General features: G+C 66.9%; 17 protein-coding genes. 9 read left to right on the forward strand and 8 right to left on the reverse strand.

Going from position 1 to position 15730, the window contains the following annotated elements; all coding sequences use genetic code 11:
* Positions 1-23: 23 nt before the first annotated feature.
* Entirely contained in the window at positions 24-1505 is a 1482-nt protein-coding gene (locus DFJ65_RS05095; protein ID WP_115922093.1) for an MFS transporter, read from the forward strand.
* 187 nt (positions 1506-1692) lie between these two features.
* Here the strand turns inward: DFJ65_RS05095 and DFJ65_RS05100 are convergent, their stop codons facing one another.
* The gene (locus DFJ65_RS05100; RefSeq protein WP_115924110.1) at positions 1693-2088 is read right to left on the reverse strand and encodes a RidA family protein; all 396 of its coding nucleotides are present in this window, start codon (positions 2086-2088) and stop codon (positions 1693-1695) included.
* Positions 2089-2237: 149 nt separating this feature from the next.
* On the opposite strand from DFJ65_RS05100, the gene DFJ65_RS05105 reads away from it, so the two are divergent.
* On the forward strand, positions 2238-3206 hold the full coding sequence (locus tag DFJ65_RS05105) for a helix-turn-helix transcriptional regulator (RefSeq protein WP_245950383.1): 969 nt from the start codon (positions 2238-2240) through the stop codon (positions 3204-3206).
* A gap of 300 nt (positions 3207-3506) precedes the next feature.
* On the opposite strand, the gene DFJ65_RS05110 is transcribed toward DFJ65_RS05105, so the two are convergent.
* Positions 3507-3896, reverse strand: coding sequence for a heavy metal-responsive transcriptional regulator (locus tag DFJ65_RS05110; RefSeq protein WP_115922095.1), 390 nt, complete (start codon positions 3894-3896; stop codon positions 3507-3509).
* 104 nt (positions 3897-4000) lie between these two features.
* Between DFJ65_RS05110 and merA the strand changes: the two genes are divergently transcribed.
* The 5 genes from merA to DFJ65_RS05135 are packed head-to-tail and all read left to right on the forward strand — an operon-like array spanning position 4001 to position 7809.
* Entirely contained in the window at positions 4001-5425 is a 1425-nt protein-coding gene (gene merA / locus DFJ65_RS05115; protein WP_115922096.1) for a mercury(II) reductase, read from the forward strand.
* 50 nt (positions 5426-5475) lie between these two features.
* Positions 5476-6132 (forward strand): organomercurial lyase MerB, encoded by a 657-nt coding sequence (gene merB, locus DFJ65_RS05120; RefSeq protein WP_115922097.1) that lies wholly within the window; start codon positions 5476-5478, stop codon positions 6130-6132.
* A gap of 25 nt (positions 6133-6157) precedes the next feature.
* Complete coding sequence (locus DFJ65_RS05125; RefSeq protein WP_115922098.1) at positions 6158-6454, forward strand: hypothetical protein; 297 nt, start codon at positions 6158-6160, stop codon at positions 6452-6454.
* Positions 6451-6939: a TlpA family protein disulfide reductase gene (locus tag DFJ65_RS05130; protein WP_115922099.1), complete on the forward strand. Its 489-nt coding sequence runs from the start codon at positions 6451-6453 to the stop codon at positions 6937-6939. The genes DFJ65_RS05125 and DFJ65_RS05130 overlap by 4 nt, the downstream gene beginning before the upstream one ends.
* Positions 6940-6942: 3 nt before the next feature.
* Entirely contained in the window at positions 6943-7809 is an 867-nt protein-coding gene (locus tag DFJ65_RS05135) for a cytochrome c biogenesis CcdA family protein (RefSeq protein ID WP_115922100.1), read from the forward strand.
* Positions 7810-7831: 22 nt separating this feature from the next.
* Here DFJ65_RS05135 and istB read toward each other — a convergent pair whose 3' ends face one another.
* Positions 7832-8629, reverse strand: a complete 798-nt coding sequence (gene istB / locus DFJ65_RS05140; RefSeq protein ID WP_115922101.1) for an IS21-like element helper ATPase IstB — start codon at positions 8627-8629, stop codon at positions 7832-7834.
* On the reverse strand, positions 8626-10341 hold the full coding sequence (gene istA, locus DFJ65_RS05145; RefSeq protein ID WP_115922102.1) for an IS21 family transposase: 1716 nt from the start codon (positions 10339-10341) through the stop codon (positions 8626-8628). Before istA ends, istB begins: the two co-directional genes overlap by 4 nt.
* A 355-nt stretch (positions 10342-10696) precedes the next feature.
* Here istA and DFJ65_RS05150 point away from each other — a divergent pair, with 355 nt between their 5' ends.
* The gene (locus DFJ65_RS05150) at positions 10697-11443 is read left to right on the forward strand and encodes a hypothetical protein (protein WP_147301313.1); all 747 of its coding nucleotides are present in this window, start codon (positions 10697-10699) and stop codon (positions 11441-11443) included.
* 169 nt (positions 11444-11612) lie between these two features.
* Here DFJ65_RS05150 and DFJ65_RS05155 read toward each other — a convergent pair whose 3' ends face one another.
* The gene (locus DFJ65_RS05155) at positions 11613-13034 is read right to left on the reverse strand and encodes an IS1380 family transposase (protein ID WP_115921782.1); all 1422 of its coding nucleotides are present in this window, start codon (positions 13032-13034) and stop codon (positions 11613-11615) included.
* Between the two features lie 288 nt (positions 13035-13322).
* Here DFJ65_RS05155 and DFJ65_RS05160 point away from each other — a divergent pair, with 288 nt between their 5' ends.
* Positions 13323-13568, forward strand: a complete 246-nt coding sequence (locus DFJ65_RS05160) for a hypothetical protein (protein ID WP_147301314.1) — start codon at positions 13323-13325, stop codon at positions 13566-13568.
* A gap of 134 nt (positions 13569-13702) precedes the next feature.
* On the opposite strand, the gene DFJ65_RS05165 is transcribed toward DFJ65_RS05160, so the two are convergent.
* The 3 genes from DFJ65_RS05165 to DFJ65_RS05175 form a co-directional block, all read right to left on the reverse strand.
* Positions 13703-14242, reverse strand: a complete 540-nt coding sequence (locus tag DFJ65_RS05165) for a hypothetical protein (protein WP_147301315.1) — start codon at positions 14240-14242, stop codon at positions 13703-13705.
* A 3-nt stretch (positions 14243-14245) separates the two neighbouring features.
* Positions 14246-14683 (reverse strand): hypothetical protein, encoded by a 438-nt coding sequence (locus DFJ65_RS05170; protein ID WP_115922106.1) that lies wholly within the window; start codon positions 14681-14683, stop codon positions 14246-14248.
* A gap of 572 nt (positions 14684-15255) precedes the next feature.
* Positions 15256-15606 carry a hypothetical protein gene (locus DFJ65_RS05175; RefSeq protein ID WP_115922107.1) on the reverse strand — a complete coding sequence of 117 codons (351 nt, stop codon included), beginning with the start codon at positions 15604-15606 and terminating at the stop codon, positions 15256-15258.
* Positions 15607-15730 lie beyond the last annotated feature (124 nt).

Below are 15730 nucleotides of genomic sequence, written 5' to 3' on the forward strand. Positions count from 1 at the left end.
TCTACCACCGTCAGGGTGGGCACATGAGTTCACCGACACCCGCACCCGCGGCACCCCACACCGCGCCCGAACCGTACGTCGCCGGCCGGGCCGCGTCCCTGGCCCTTCTCGTCGTGCTGTTCGCGTCCTTCATGGATCTGCTCGACGTCACGATCATCACGGTCGCGGCCCCGGACATCGCGACCAACCTGAAGGCGTCCGAAGCGCAACTACAGTGGATGCTCGCCGCATACGTACTCGCCCTCGGGTCCGGATTGGTGACCGGTGGGCGAGTCGGCGACGCCTATGGGCGACGCCGGGTCTTCTTGGTCTCGTTGGCCGCGTTCGCTGTTGCTTCCGCGGCCTGCGCCTTGGCGTCGTCGGCCGGGATGCTCATTGCGTTGCGGGCGCTGCAGGGCCTGGCGGGCGGGTTCATGGTTCCGCAGGTCTTCGGGATCATCCGCTCCTCGTTCGCCCCGGCCGCGATGGCCAAGGCCTTCGGCGCGTATGGCGCGGTCCAGGGCTTGGCCTCTGTGGCCGGGCCGCTGTTGGGCGGGGCCCTCGTTGACGCTGACCTGTGGGGCTTGGGATGGCGCACGATCTTCTGGATCAACGTCCCGGTCGCGGTGCTCGCATTGGCCCTCGGGCTGCGGTTCCTGCCCGAGTCCCACGCCCCGGGCCGCAGCCGGCTCGACGTGGTCGGCGCCCTGCTGGCCGCGGTCGGCGTGTTCCTCGTGCTGCTGCCGCTCGTGCAGGGCCGGGACTGGGGATGGCCGGGGTGGGGATGGGGCCTGTTAGTGCTCGGCCTGGTGGTGCTCGCCGGCTTCCTCGCTTACGAGCGGCGGCTGGCCCGAGCCGGTGGCCAACCCGTCCTCGATCCTTCCCTCCTGTCGATCCGACCATTCAGCGCCGGCCTGGCGGCTGCGGTGTTCTTCTTCGGCGGTCTCGCCTCGTTCTTCCTCGTACTGTCCATCTACCTCCAGCTCGGCACCGGGCGTACCGCGTGGGAGACCGGACTGGTGATCCTGCCGTACGCGCTCGGCTCGATCATCACCTCCGGCGCCGGGGTAGCCTTGGCCGCCAAAGCCGGCCGCGCCCTCCTGATCACCGGCTCGCTGACCCTGGCCGCCTCGCAAGGGCTGCTGTGGTGGCTGGTCCGCGACGGAGCCACACCCGGCTACTGGGCGCTGGGGGGCGTGATGTTCCTCGGCGGGCTCGGACTGGGGCTTGGCGCACCGATCCTGGTCAACGTCGTCCTCGCCGGTGTCCCCGGCCGACAGGCCGGCGCCGCCGGCGGGGCGCTGTCCACCGTCAACCAGATTGGCGGCGCGATCGGGATCGCGATCCTGGCCACCGTCTTCTTCAACGCACTCCCGGCCACCGCACCCGCAGGCGCACCCGGCACCCAAGCCCACGTCTTCGGCCAAGCACTGGCGCACGTGATGCCCTGGCAGGTCGCCACCTACCTTTTGGCCGCTCTGGCGATGCTCGCGCTGCCCAAGGCCGCCGCAGCACACCAAGGCTGACCCGATGACGCCGCCACCGAAAGCAACCTTCACCATGACCAGCGACGTGATCCGGGTGCGCGGTGCCCGCACCCACAACCTGCGCCACATCGACGTCGACATCCCCAAGAAGCAGCTGACCGTCGTCACCGGCCTCCCTGCCTGGCTGCCCGCGCCGACGGTGACCGGAGCGGGCAGCAGGGGTCGCTCAGGCGACCGCGGTGCCTTCCAGCTCGATCATCTGGCCGGGGATCGCCAGCCGTGTCACGCCGAGCATGGCGGTGGTCGGCGCTACCTGGGCTGCTCCCAGCCGCGACGCCAGCACTCCGTAGTGCTGGAAGAGCAGGTCGACGTCGGTGGTGTACACGTTGAGCCGCACGAGGTTGGCCAGTGACATGTCGGCCGCGGCCAGCACCGCCTCCAGGTTGTCCAGGCTCAACGCAACCTGTGCTGCCATGTCTCCCTCATGCTGAGGAGTTCCGTCGGCTCCCATCGCGGTCTGCCCAGAGCAGTACAACGTCCGGGTGTGGCCGGTGATCACCTCGCCCTGGTTGAACCCCATCTCCACCGACCACGTCACCGGGTTGACGGCCACTCGTTCGATTGCCACATCAGCTCCAATCAGATTCCATCGGGGTTGCCCGCATTCGGGCGTCGCCGCGGTTCGGCGGCGCGTGACCACCCTGACGCTGAATCACGACACCTTGTGTCAGGTATTCAGATAACGTCTTCGCCGTGCGAGCTGACCGGCTGGTGTCCTTGGTCCTGCTGCTGCGTCAGCGCGGCCAGTTGACCGCGGATGCCCTGGCCAAAGAGCTCGAGGTCTCCCCGCGCACCGTCCTGCGCGACATCGAAGCGCTTTCCGCGGCCGGCGTCCCCGTCTATGCCGAACGTGGCCGGCACGGTGGGTACGCACTCCTACCTGGGTTCCGGACCGAGCTCACGGGCCTCAACAACGACGAAGCACTCGCGCTGCTCACCGCTGGCTCGAGGCCAGGCGAGCAGATCTTCGGACTCGGGACGGCTCTCGCCTCAGCGATGCGGAAGATCGTTGACGCCCTCCCCGAAGGCCACCAGATCGCCGCGACCAACGCGGCACAACGGTTCCTCGTCAACCCTGAGACCGACCTACTTTCCCGTCGCCTGAGCCAGGAAGAGCTGCCCGACGCCACGGTGATGGTGGTGCGACGCGCGGTCCTCGCCGGACGCAAACTGCGGATCCACTACGCCTCGCGCGGCCAGCCACCCCAATGGCACACAGTGGACCCGATCGGCCTGGTCACCGTGCGAGACAAGGGCTACTTACTAGCCACCGAGTCCGGCACCGACCGGACCATGCGAATATCGCGAATCCACGCCGCCGAAGAGCTTGTCGAACCAGCCCAGCGACCAGATCAGGTCAACCTCGAACACATCTGGGCACAACGGTGCGCCGAATTCCTGTCCGAGGGCCACATCTCTGTCCATGTACGTGTGAGCCCGGCGCGCCGGGACGACCTCCTCGACATGGCAGAAGCCGTACGCGCCGAGGAGGCCGAACCGGACGGCTGGCTACGCCTCGAAGTCACCTTCCAAGATCTCTGGCACGCAGAGTGGGCGCTGTGGCAGCTCTGCACCAACGTTGAAGCGCTCGCCCCGCCCGAACTGCGCGCTTCCCTGCACGCTCGGGCAGACGCAGTCGCCGACCGCTACCGAGCCACGGCTGAGCCCGACCCGAACTAAACGTCCAGCCATGCCTGCCCACTTCAGAAGTGATGTCGAAACTCACCAACACCGGCGCAGCTCACGAACTGAGCGGTGTCGAAGCAACCCCCTGGCTGTGTCAACCCGACTCAGGACCACTGTGACGGTCTGACTTGGGACCACCCGTGCCCGTGCGGTCCGATGCCGGGAGCCTGCGGTTGGATCCGCCGCGCGTGACTGCGAGGTCACCGATGTGGCCGCCTGACAGAAAGCGCACTGCCGCGGACGAGCCGGGTGAATTCGTGATCTGGCTGAACCTATTGGCCATCCAGCGACGGCTCAGAGGTAGCGGCACACATCGGCGGTGGCGCAAGTGTCGGGTTCGGGGTCGGCGGCAGCGTCGCGGAGCGCGGAGACGTTGTCACGGAGGGCGACGAGGTCGGAGATCTGCTTCTCGATGTCGGCCAGGCGGGCATCAAGCAGGTCGCGCACGTGGCCACACGGCGCCTGGCCGCGGTCGCGGATGTCGAGGATCTGCTTGATCTGGGCGAGGGTCAATCCTGCGGCTTGGCCGCGGTGGATGAAGTCGATCCGGCTAACGGCCTCGGTGGTGTAGTCCCGGTAACCGGACATGGTGCGCTCGGTGGGTGGCAGCAGCCCCTGCTCCTCGTAGAACCGCAGGGTCTTCGTGGTCGTCCCCGACGCCTCGGCGAGTTCCCCGATCCGCATCCAACCTCCCGTGTGTCACAGGTCTCGCTTGACCTTCCCCTGTACTGGAAGGTCCATTGTTGCTGCATCAGGAGCTTTTCCCAACACTCCGGGGAGGAATCGGGATGCAGAGCAGGTACGACCTCGCGATCATCGGGTCCGGTGGAGGCGCGTTCGCCGCCGCCATCCATGCGACCGCACTCGGCAAGTCGGTGGTGATGGTCGAGCGCGACACGTTCGGCGGCACGTGCGTGAACACCGGCTGTGTGCCGTCGAAGGCGCTCATCGCCGCTGCCGAGGCCCGCCAGACCGCCGCCGACGCGGGCAGCCGATTCCCGGGGATCGCCACCACCGCGGACGCCGTGGACATGCCGGCTCTGATCGGCGGCAAGCAGGACCTCGTCGAGGAACTGCGCGGCGAGAAGTACGTCGACGTCGCCGATGCCTACGGCTGGCAGATCCGACACGGGAACGCTGCGTTCGCCGGCACCCCGGACGCACCGCTCCTCGAAGTCACCGCGACTGACGGCACCGTCGAGACCATCGCGGCTGAGCATTACCTGGTGGCCACCGGCGCCCGCCCCTGGGCGCCGCCGATCGACGGGCTGGACGAGGTCGGGTACCTGACCTCGACCACGGCGATGGAGTTGACCGAGGTCCCCGACTCGCTGCTGGTGCTCGGCGGCGGCTACGTTGCCTTGGAGCAGGCCCAGTTGTTCGCCCGTCTCGGGTCGAAGGTCACCGTGCTGGTTCGTTCCCGGCTGGCCTCGAAGGAGGAGCCGGAGGTCTCCAAGGCGCTGCAGGAGGTCTTCGCCGACGAAGGCATCCGCGTGGTCCGCCGCGCAGCACCGACTCGCGTTGCCCACGACGCCGTCACGGGCCAGGTTGTTGTCACCGCTGACATCTCCGGCGGCGAGCAGGAATTCCGCGCCGACCAGGTCCTTGTCGCCCTCGGTCGACGGCCGGTCACCGACGGGCTGAACCTCGATGCGGTGGAGGTGAAGACCGGTGACGCGGGCGAGATCGTGGTCACCAACCAGCTGCTGTCCTCCAACCCTCGGATCTGGGCGGCCGGCGACGTGACCGGGCACCCGGAGTTCGTCTACGTCGCCGCCCACCACGGCAATGTGGTCGCCGAGAACGCGTTCGCCGGTGCTGAGCGGCCTGTGGATTACACCCAGCTACCGCGGGTGACCTTCACCAGCCCCGCGATCGGCGCTGTCGGGATGACCGAGTCCCAGGTGCTTGCAGCCGGGATCCGTTGCGACTGCCGGGTGCTGCCGCTGGGCTACGTGCCCAGGGCGCTGGTCAACCGCGACACCCGCGGGTTCATCAAGATGGTCGCCAATGCCGACACCGGCGAGATCCTCGGACTCACCGCGGTCGCCAAAGACGCCGGCGAGCTCGCCGCTGCCGGGGTCCACATCCTCGGCAAGACCCTCACCGAGGTCGCCGACGCATGGGCGCCCTACCTGACCATGACCGAAGGCATCCGGATCGTCGCCAAGGCCTTCACCACCGACGTCGCGAAGCTGTCCTGCTGCGCCTGACCCGCACCCAGACAGTCCCGACCCCCACTCAAGAAGGGAACGCATCCGCAATGTCAGACCTCAGTACGCAACTTTCCCAACGACTCACTGGGACTGAGGAGACCGGCCTCGACGCCGGCCTGCTGATTCCGCTGCTGCGGCTACTCGTCGACGGCGACCCCGTCACCGTCGAGCAGCTCGCCGCCGTCGCGGGCTGCACCCTCGACGAGGTACGGCGCGGTCTCGCTGCGGTGCCGGACACCGAGTACGACGAGCAGGGCCGGATCATCGGCCAGGGGCTCACGCTGCGCCCCACCCCACACCGGTTCACCGTGGCTGGCGAGGAGCTCTACACCTGGTGCGCCTTGGACACCCTGATCTTTCCCGCCCTCCTTGACCGCCCGGCACGCGTGGAGTCGGTCTCCCCGACCAGTGGCGAGCCGATCCGGGTCACCGTCGACCCCACCGCAGGGGTGACCAGCGTCGAGCCGGCCACCGCCATGGTGTCCCTGGTCAACCCCGAGAAGATCACCTCGATCCGCTCGTCTTTCTGCAACCAGGTGCACTACTTCACCGCCCCCGAGGACGCAGCAGCATGGCTGGCTGTACACCCAGCCGCCGAGGTCGTCACCGTGGCCGAGGCCTACGGGATCGCGGCCGATCTCACCGCCGCCTTCCTCAACCAGACCGATGCCGCCGTGGCCGACGACTGCCACTGCTGCTGTTAATCCACCGAAGGGAATCAGAACAGCAATGACCCCCCACCACGACGACCAGCCGGGACGGGCCGGCCTGCTCTTGGGAGCGGGAGCCGCGTTCCTCATGGTCGCCTGCTGCGCCCTGCTACCCCTGCTTGTCGCCGGCGGAGCCCTTGCCGGTGTAGGCGCATTCCTCCGCAACCCGTGGGTGATCGGCGCCGGCGTCGCGCTTCTGGCGTTTGGCGGGGTCGCGGCCACCAGGCGCCCCAACGGCGGCGACAACGCCGGCCACGACTGCTGCACGCCCATGCGCACCACCGAACACGACCCGAAGGACGAGCAGAACCGATGACGACCTCCCGCACCCGCCGTACCCCGCTCCTGACCGCCTGCGGCAGCACCGACACTGACCCGTCGGCCGCGGTAGGCACGCCCACCACGGTGACCAGCATCAACGGTCAGCAGATCAACCTGCCCTCCCCCGGCAAGCCGACCGCGGTGTTCTTCTTCTCCGTCGGCTGCGGCGAGTGCGTGAACGGCGTCCGGTCCCTCGGCGTGGCCGCCACCAGCGCCGACGAGGCCGGATCCGAGGCGAACTTCCTCGCTGTCGACATGGACCCCGGCGAGTCGAAGGAGACGATCGGCGACTTTATGGAGTACGTCGATGCCGAGCACGTCCCGGCCGCGATCGATCAGGGCGCAACGCTGTCCCGGCGATTCGGCGTATCGGCGCTGTCCACCCTCATCGTCGTCGACGCCGACGGCACGGTGACCTTCCGCGCCACCGACCCCGACGCGAAGACGATCACCGCCGAACTGCAGAAGGCCGGAGCCTGACCCATGGGCGGACTGCTCACGCTCGCCTTCGCCGCCGGCATGGTCGCCCCGGTCAACCCCTGCGGTTTCGCGCTGCTGCCGGCCTGGCTCACCCAGACCCTCGGCGAGGGCGACGCCTCCCCGACTCCGGTGCGGTTGCTGCGCGCCCTGCGCTCCGGCCTCGCGCTAACGGTCGGGTTTGCCGGCACCCTCGCAGCTGCCGGCCTACTGGTGAGCGCCGGTGCCCGTGGGCTGATCCAGGCCGCGCCCCGGCTCGGCCTCGCCGTCGGCATCGTGCTCATGCTGCTCGGCCTTTGGATGCTGGTCGGCCGCTCGATCTCCCTGAAGTTGCCCCAGATCCCCGGCCGGTCAACCGCGGGGCTCCCGCCCACCGCCCGAATGGTCGTCTTCGGCGTCGGCTACGCGTTGGCCTCTCTGTCATGCACCTTCGGGGTGATCCTCGCGGTCATCGCCCAGGCCCAGGCCACCGCCAGTTACGCCGGGCTTCTGCTGGTGTTCGCGGTATATGCCGCCGGCTCGGCAGCCGTCCTGTTGCTTCTCGCGCTGGCCACCGCCGCAGCCGGCACGGAACTCACCCGCCACGTGGCGCGACTGGCCCGCTTCGGTCCACGGATCACCGCCCTTGTCCTGCTGCTCACCGGCGCCTATCTGGCCTGGTACTGGTTTCCGGCCGCGACCAGCGACGCTCCCGTGGCGGCCGGCCGGACCGGCGGGCTGACGGGACTTTCCGCAACCGTGTCAAGCTGGGTTCAGGAACAGACCTCACTCCTCACCCTACTCGCCGCTGCGGCCGTCGTGCTGGCGCTGGCGCTCGGCATCCTGCAGCGAAGGCGAATGCGCGCACCGCGCAGGGATGAGACCGTCAAATGAACACCCCTGACCATCCCGGTGCTCAAGACGAAGCACGACTGGCCAGACGGTAGGAGTCGGTGCCGGTTTCGATGATGTTGCCGCCGAAGGTGAGTCGGTCGACGATGGCGGCGCAGAGTCGGGGGTCGGTGAAGGTCTTGGTCCAGCCGGCGAAGCCCTCATTGCTCGCGATAGCGACGGAGTTCTTCTCTTCACGTTCGGTAAGCACTTGGAAGAGGAGTTCGGCGCCGCGGCGGTCGAGTTCCATGTACCCGAGTTCGTCGATGCAAAGCAGGTCGACGCGCCCGTAGCGGGCGATCGTGCGTGCGAGCTGCTTCTCGTCGGCTGCTTCGACGAGCTCGTTCACCAACCGGGTGGCGAGGGTGTACTTGACCCGGAATCCCTTCTCCGCGGCGGCAGTACCCAGCCCGATGAGCAGGTGGGATTTGCCAGTCCCGGAGTCCCCGATCAGACAGAGCGGCTGGCCCTTCCTGACCCATTCGCCAGTGGCAAGGGTGTGGATGGTGGCGGGGTTGATGTTCGGATTGGCGTCGAAGTCGAAGTCCGCGATGTACTTCTGTCGCGGGAACCCGGCCCCGTTGACCCGACGGATCGTGGAGCGTCGGTCGCGGTCGTCGCACTCGGCCAGCAACAGCTCGGCGAGGAATCCTGTGTAGGTCAGCTGGTCCTTGTTCGCAGCGGCGACCGCGTCGCCGAGCAGGGCCCGCATGGTCGGCAACCTCAGCCGGCGGCAGGCTTGGTCGACCGCGGTGGCGGCGGCTTCTTCGGTTAGGCCGCGTCGGCGGCGCAGGGTGGTGGTCACGTTCGTGGCTGTGCTCATCGGGGTGCTCCGCTCTCATTGGGACTGGGCTGGTTGTCGGTGCCGGTGCGGCGGCCGAGGAGTTGCTGGTACTTCTCCATCGACGGCAGTGGCCGGTTGTCCGGCGGCAGGCCGGCGATGACGGCTTCGGGGTCGAGGAGCAGCCGTTCGGTGAGGGAGACGACTTTCCGCCTCTTGTCGACGCGCTGGTCGGCATCGCGTTGCTCGACACCACTCGCCTGAGCAACGAGGTGACGCTCCGACCCGGACCCAGCCGCGGCATCGCGGACCGCCTGCAGGCGGGCTTCGACCGCGACCACGTCCGCAGAGACCGCGCCGACGCTGACCGCTGCGAGGAGACCTGCTTCGACTTCGTCGGCGGTCATGGAGCGGTGCAGCAGGAGCACGTCGATGAGTTCGCGGGTGCCAGCGGCGTCCCCGAGCCTCCTGCGGGCGTTGGCCCAGAACGCCTCATGGGCCGGGGTGAATACCCCAGATTCGCGGGCTTGCGCGAGGACGGTGGATCCGGGCAGTGCTCCAGGCTTGCCCTTGAGCACCTCGAGGTAGTGGTCGAGGCTCACCGACTGTCCGCCGCGGGTCACGACACGGGGGTGGCGGGCGATCTGGGTGCGGCCGTCGAAGACGACCACTTCGCTGGCGCGCAGGGAGACGCGGACGCGGCGGTGGATGAACCGGGCCGGGACGGAGTAGCGGGCCATCCGAACGGTGATCATGGCGGAGCGGTCGACCATCGGGTGCAGCATCAAACCGGGATCGAACCCCTCCACCGGGAGCGGCGCGAGATGTGTTTGTTCGGTGGCGAAGTCTTCGCCGACGGTCCGGATCCGGGAGGAGATCCGGCGCTTGTCGTCGGAGGTGTCCCAGGCGCGGACCTTCTCGTTCAGCTCATCGAGGGAGTCGACGACTGGCATCGGCACGAGGTGTTGGCGACGGAACCGGCCGACGTCGCCTTCGACGCCGCCCTTCTCGTGTGCACCGGCGATGCCGGGCTGGCAGTAGAAGGGGTCGAACCCGAAGTGGGAGCGGAACAGCACCCAACGGTCGTTCTCTACCCGCTCCCGACCATGCGCGTTCACCACCCGGGTGACAGCGCTCGTGAGGTTGTCGTAGCGGATGTGTCGGGTGGGGATGCCGCCAATCTCCTGGAAGGCGGCGATGTGGCCTTCCAGGAACGCCTCCTGGCCCTGGGTGGCGTAGATCCGGTGCACCGCCTTGCCCGAGTAGGAGAGGCGGAAGGTGAACAGGAAGACCTTCGTCTTCACCCCAGCGAGGATGACGAAGAGCTCGCCGAAGTCGACCTCGGCTTCCGCACCCGGTGCGTGCTCCTGGGGGACCATGACCTCGACCCGTCGTCCGGCTTCGAGGTCGATCTGTGCGCGGCGGATGCGGACGTAGTCCCGAACCGTCGAATACGAGACATCGGTCGCGGCGTGTTCCTCGATCAGGCGGACGTGGATGCGGCGGGCGGTGTGCCGCTGTTTGCGTGGCGCGTCCAGGTCGGCGCGGAGCATGTCGTCGATCGCGGCCTTGAACGGGTCCAGCCGCGGCGAAGCGCGTACCGGGGTCTTCCGAGCTGGTGGCTCCGCGCAGGCAAGGGCTTGGCGGACCGTTGCCCGGCCGACCTGGTGCTTGCGCGCGAGCGCGCGGATCGACATGCCCTCGACCCTGGCGTCCCGGCGGATCGCAGCGAACACTTCCACACGCACCCTCATCCCGAAACCCACTTCCGGTGCCGCGAGCCCCGCTGGATGCGGGAACTCTCGACGCCACGGAAGTGGGTCCAGATCAAGCCGTCACGACGCCACGCCGACGACCGGGTGGGTCCGAATCAGACCGTCACAGTGGTCCCGAATCAGACTGTCATCGCCACTTGAGGGCGCCTTCAAACAGGTCGCGTCGTTCCCTCAGGTCTTTCCTCTTGCGGAGCCGCAAGGATCACCTGCAGCCGACGACGCGAACTTCAGCCGGCCGCGTCCGGCGAGCCGGCGCTCCGCGGACCGCAACCGCTTCAAGCGCCAGAGACAGGCGCGCGAGGAGATATTCGGCGCTCTACGGCACCGAATGGTCATGCGCTTGCACGTCATCTCCGATTCGCTACAAGCAATGGTGATTCTGCTGGGCTCGCCCCAGCTACCCGTCGCAGCCCCAATTTCGGTGGCTCGAACTAGCCTTGAGAGCGGTCTCTTGCTCGACCACGAGGTCGGCCCAGGAGCAAACGGTGAGCGACTACAGCGGACCGTAGCCGCCGAGCTCTGGGAGATCGAACAGGCGTACAAGGCTTCGCAGATACTTTTTCGCGGCCGCGGGCCCGGTGTGCAGAGCACGCCCTGGGAGGCTTCTATGACTCCTGCTGCTCTGGTTGCGAAGTATCGCGAAATTCGCCAACTGGCAGGTGCCGCTGGCTTCACCGTGGATGACGCGAAGAAGAGGAAATTTGCAGGCGAACCGGCGCCTTCGTCGGTTGGGTTCGGCCAAGTGGTCACGAGCATCGACGTCTCAACTACCAGGCTGGCCGAAAGTGTCGCCAACCCAGGGGTAGAGGTGCCGAAAGGCCACATCGAGCTTCTGTGGTCACTGTGCTCAGGTGCCACGCACGGGGCTATGTGGCTGGCCGGCAGTGAACTGCAACGATCGGTGACCACGAGGGAGTTCGGCGGATCGGAGATCGTTACTGCAACTCAAGCCTGCCTCCTGGGGGCGATGCTCGCCGTGCGTTCGTGCGAGAGCTACTTCGCGATGGACTCCGACTTGAGCACGTCCCTGAACAACCGTCTTCGCAGGCTGCTCAGGAACGTCGCGCCAATGCTGGGCTAGCCTCGATCTTTCATCGGGCGGACGTGTGCCGTCGTTGACGGCGTGATCGCCGGTTCTGGTGTCGGTTCTGCCTGATGGGTGTGACAAGTCCCCGCGATGTCGTTCGCGGTGGGCGCCGGTTTCCACGTGGCCGGTAGTCGTGCGGGGTCGTCGGGACGGGTGCCGGTGGTCACCCCGGCGCGGTCGCTGCCGGCGCGGGGTCGTGTAGTCGTTTCCAGGCAGTGATCACGAGGTCGGCGTTTGCTGCGGTTTCCTTGATGTGCAACAGGATTCGGCGACTGTGCCGAGCGATAGCGGCCGGGATCGTGAAGACCCGTAACCGTAGTTTCTTTGGTTCCCAGCGGCGTGCCTCGTGCTCGGCGTCGAACCCGATCAGCTGGGTCCAGGCGATCAGGTCGGCCGCGAGCATCACGATGGCGCACCAAATCTGGTTGGCGGTGAACCCTTTCAGCGGCAAGTTCCGCAGCCCGGTGTCCTTCGCGATCCGGATCCGGTCCTCACACCGCGCCCGCCGCCGGTGCCGCAACTCCAGGTTCGCCAGTTGCCCGCGGGTGGTGTTGGTCGCGAACGCGGTCAACCGGTACCCGTCGACGTCGTCGAACCGCAACTGCGCTCCGGGGTGGGGTCGTTCCCGGCGCACGATGACCCGCATCCCTGCCGGCCAGCCGGACAACAGACCGCGGAACGTGAGCAGGCCGGTCAGTTCGACCACGTCCGCGCCTTCGCGGACCTCGCCATCGGCGTTCAGTGCTGCCTGCCACGCCTTGGCCGGGATCAGCCGGTACAGCTCGGGCAGGCACGCGGGCAGGGTGAACCCGACCGAGTACGAAACACCCCGGCGGGCAAGCCACCTGGTGTACTCCTGGGTTCCGCCGCCGCCGTCGGTGCGGATCAGCACCTTGCGGCCCGGCCGGGCCGGGTTGATCCCGGGCAGCTGTTTGAGCGCGTCCCGGGTGACCTGGATGTGGTCGGCGGCGGTGTTGGAGCCGGCGTTACCCGGCCGCAACTGCATCGCCAATGGTTCACCGGTCCCGTCCGGGCCGTGGTCCACGAACGCACACAACGGGTGGAACCCGAAGCCTTTCTTGAACGTGGGCTTGGCTTCTTCCTTGTCCGAGTGCGCGGTGATCAGCGTGGCGTCCAGGTCCACGATCAACGGATCGGTGGCGGTCACACCGTGGGTCGGTGCGCGCTCACCGGCCAGCGCCCACGCGCGGGCACGGGCGGCACGTCGTGCGGCCGCCACCTGCTTCAACACGCGGTGGGCGTCCGCGGCCAACGCGGTAATCGTGCGAGAGATCGTTGCCTCGGATCCAACCGGTCCGTACACGTCGGCCTCGGACCGGATCACTGCCGCGTCCGCCAGGCAGTCACCGCCGAGCGCCAGCGTCACGGCCAGGTCGGTGAGCACCTTGGCCGGGTGATGCACCGCCGCCGGCTTGCGCCACCCATCCAGAGCCCGCGCCATCGCCGGGGACAGACCCGTCACCTCCGCGGCCGTGGTCAGCAACACCCCGCCCGCCGAACCAGCCGCCGACACCGGTGCCGTGTCGACCTGAACAGACGGGTAGAACCCGGTAGTCTTCTTCACCTGGAAGGTGCTCCTCGAACTGGTTCCGATAGTTGCTTCGCAACACCTATCGTCCCAGGTCAGGAGCACTTTTCAGTTCACAACACGGCCGTCGACACCGACACCCGATGAAATCTCGAGGCTAGTAGCTCACCGCCGCCAAGGTTGGGAGTCGGGATGTCGAGCGGCCCGGGTTGACCCACATCTTCACGAGCCCCAGCTACCGACGGCCAGCTTCGACTCAGGGGGTTCCTTCGGCTCCGTCCCCATGAGATCCTCCAAGGGCTCACCCTGCGTGGCCTCCTCTACGTGCGCGGACTCTGGGAGTTCATCGCGGCAGATGACATCCCTACCCAGATGCGAGTGCTGGAGGTCGCCGGCCTGGTGGAGGTTGTCGGCAGAGTGAAGGCGATCGGCGGGCCGAAGCTCTACGCCATCGTCCTCGGCAGTCTGGACTACATGGCACGGCTCCTCACGGGCCGCGGAATGGCGGGCGTTGCTGTAGCCGTGGCCGAAGGTGACGGCAGCGAAGACTCTGGCTCAGCATCCCCGTAAAAAGAAGCAGAAATTTTTTTCTTTGGTTCCGCCGATGCATTAGCCCTATAGTTGGTGGTGCCCAAGCTGACTCAGCTTGGGAAGTGAGCCCGAGACCCGGCCGGACGACCGCGGCACTCGGGCTTTGCGCTTGTCTAGAGCTCGATGACCTTGATGATCGGCATCACCTGCTGTCGCAGACGTCCACCTCGCGCGTAGCACCACCCCACAACGTCAGGCACCCACAACAGTGGTTCGTCGTGCCGGGAGAGGTGGTCGTACGAGAAGGGCACACCGCGTGCGCCAGCGCTCGTAGCACCGGTTCGGATCGACTGAGCGTCACGCTTCTTAGTCGCATCGCTACGGTCCAAGATCATTTGGTCCACCTCGTTTCGAACGCTGTCGGCGGCGAGGCGCTGAAGACAGGCATCGCGGGCTCCAGACTGGCCGCGGTGGTCGGCCGGCCGGGCTGAGTAGATCGTGACGCCGAGGTCGAGCGCGCAGACGGTCCTGATGATCCGGTCTTGTCTGGCTCCCTTGCGTTCGTCCTTCATGTGGATGCTGCGCTGGCGGGGCAGGAGCAGCCCGCGCATGGCCTGGCGCGCAGCTGCGGCGTCGCTCGACGCGACCAAAGAGCACATCACCAGGTAGTCACCCGGACAGGACTCATCGACGTAGGCGTGCCTTCCTGCCATCGGCTAGTCCTTGTCTTGGTTTCCGGAGAGATCCAACCCTTGGGTGGTCACCTTGTTGCGGTCTCGGTTGGAGATGACCAACGCACCTTCTTGCTTCAGGTCGACGATCAAGAGTTCGTCTCGTTTCTCCGGAGTCCACCGCTTCGCATGGGTTGTGTCAAGACCGATGAAACGCGTGAACATTGCTCCCGCAATCACGACAGGACTGTTCGCCTTGGCGGCCGTCTGTCGCCTCGCCGGGTACCCGTTCAGGTCATCAGCAGAAGTCGGCTTCAAAGCGATCAGCTTCTCGTCGGCATCCCAGAGAAACTGAACTGCCATCGGTTCCCCCAGGAGTTGGTAGGCCGCCGCGTTCAGGCTGAACATCCCGCGCTTCTGAATCGTTACGGCCGGAACGGTCGGGACGGGAGCGCTCCCCTTCTCAAAAACCTCGAACCCCATCGAATGTTCTCCTCGTCGTGATGTGCGTGCGTTCAACACGGCTGACCTCTCGCACCATCAGAGTACACGAGCGTGTTCGACGCTCTCAATAATTTCTCCACGACACTCAGGGCTGCGATGGAAGCTATGGAGAGTCTCTCGGTCGTCTAGGCCCTCCTGGGGTAGCTACATGCGTGCTCAGTGACGATCGTTTTCGAGCGGCGACACGCGAGGCGCGGGTCCACCGGGTCTCGGCTGTTCGAAACCACCTTGTACGGAGATTCGAAACGGTTGCTTCGCCTTTCGAGCAGCCTGACCTGTGGAGGCTCGGCTCCGGGCTGCGCAGCGACCAGGGCAGCACTGTTCTGGTTTGGCCGCGTCACACTGAGGCAATGAGGAGGACCCGCAGCCGCGGATAGGCTGGAGCACTGCAATCAAGAAGTGAGTTTGGAGGATCTCTAGCAAAGGGGAGAGGCGAAACGCTCGACCGAGCCTTACGACAGCGTCGATCGGTCGCAAATGAGAGGGCCGATCGCTGGGTAGGTGAACCATGCTTCGCCGACTTGCACCATAGGAACTGTAGGAGCGGCTGCTCAGGCTTGGTTCGCGGTGACGAAGAGCCACCAACCGGTGTCGGTGGCGGTGAGAGTGTGCCGATTTCCTTGATGCTCGATCTCGATGGTTTGTCCCGGCGTGGTGCGCCCCCACTGCGCCAATCCGTCAAAGGATTCGGCGGAGCCGGCTTCACTGATGTTGCCGCTGGAGCCTGGCTGCCAGTCGCCGTCGACGCGCACGTACCAGTCGAGGTCGATATCGGCGCCGTCACCGTTGGTGTCGATGATCGCGGCCCCTACATCCCCATTCGTCGCTACTGCCAGGACGGTGGCCGAGCGAGCGTCCCACCCGCCCGCGGCAATCGCAGTGTTCCAATCCAGGTCTCGCATGAGCGAAGCCTCCCATCTACGTGGTCCTGGCGGAACCGGTTTCGAGTCGTTCTGGGCGGGCTCACTAACGATCGTTTTCGAGCGGGCAAGGCAGGGCCCGGAAACGCGCCGTAAATGGTGTTCG

Source organism: Calidifontibacter indicus, assembly GCF_003386865.1.
GTDB lineage: Bacteria > Actinomycetota > Actinomycetes > Actinomycetales > Dermatophilaceae > Yimella > Yimella indica.